1 protein-coding gene is annotated in these 895 nt (G+C 80.1%); it reads right to left on the bottom strand.

The genetic code is table 11. The annotated features are described in order from the left end of the window. Positions 1-229: 229 nt before the first annotated feature. On the bottom strand, positions 230-895 hold a 666-nt coding region (locus FOE67_RS27135), incomplete at its 5' end, for a hypothetical protein (protein ID WP_438874325.1).

The raw sequence follows: 895 nt of genomic DNA, 5'->3' as shown, positions 1-895 counted from the left end.
GAATCGGGCCGGGGATCGGGGGAGGGCACGCCGACTCCGCCGCTCCGGCTCCGCCGCACCGCCGCGCACCGTGTCAAACACCGCGGCCCGCCGGGCCCACCCGCCGGCCGTCGTCCCGGGCCACGGCCCCGGGCGCGCGGACCCGGGGGCCCCGGCCGGCGTCGCCCACGGAACACGCCGGTCGGCCGGTCGCCGGGGGACGTCCCGGGGCCGGCGGCGGACGCGCCGGTCACCCCCGATCCGGCGCAGCCGCCGTATCCCTCGCATTCGGCCCATTCCTCGGATTCGCCGCCTCCGCGGCGTCCCCCGCGTCCGGGGAGGCCGGGGGCTCCTCCCCGGCGGACGGCTCGGCCTCCGCCCCCGCCGCCGCGGGCTCCCGCAGTTCGTCGAGCCGCCGCCGCACCTCGCTCCGCCGTTCCCGGCGGCGTTCGGCCTCCACCTGCCCGGCGTCCAGTTCGGCCCGGGCCCGTGCCGCCAGCGCGACGGCCCGGCGCTCCAGTTCCTCCAACCGTTCGATCCGGACCGCCGCGCCCTCACCGATCCGGCGCAGGGTCGCCTCCCGTTCCAGCGCCTCCGCCGGATCCGTCCCGGCCAGCAGGAGGTACAGCGCGGCGGAGGCGTCCCCGCCCGTCGCGCCGGCGCCCGGGGTCCCGGACCGGTACTGCGCCCGGGCGATGCCCCCCACCTCGTTCCGCAGCGCCGTGAGGCGGGCCCGGATGGTGACCAGCCGACCGGCGAGAACGGCGGCCCGGACGCGCCGGACCAGGACATCCTGTTCGGCGATCCGGTAGGACTCACCGATCGCGCCCAGCTCCCGGTGCAGGGCGAGCAACTCGCCGGGCACCCCGGGCACCCCCGGGAGTCGCCCCGGCGGAGCGGCTGCTCCGTCGACCCC

The organism is Streptomyces calidiresistens, assembly GCF_014141525.1.
Classification (GTDB): Bacteria; Actinomycetota; Actinomycetes; order Streptomycetales; family Streptomycetaceae; genus Streptomyces; species Streptomyces calidiresistens.
Note: the sequence above shows the minus strand (reverse complement) of the source record. Positions and strands in the feature narration are given on the sequence as shown.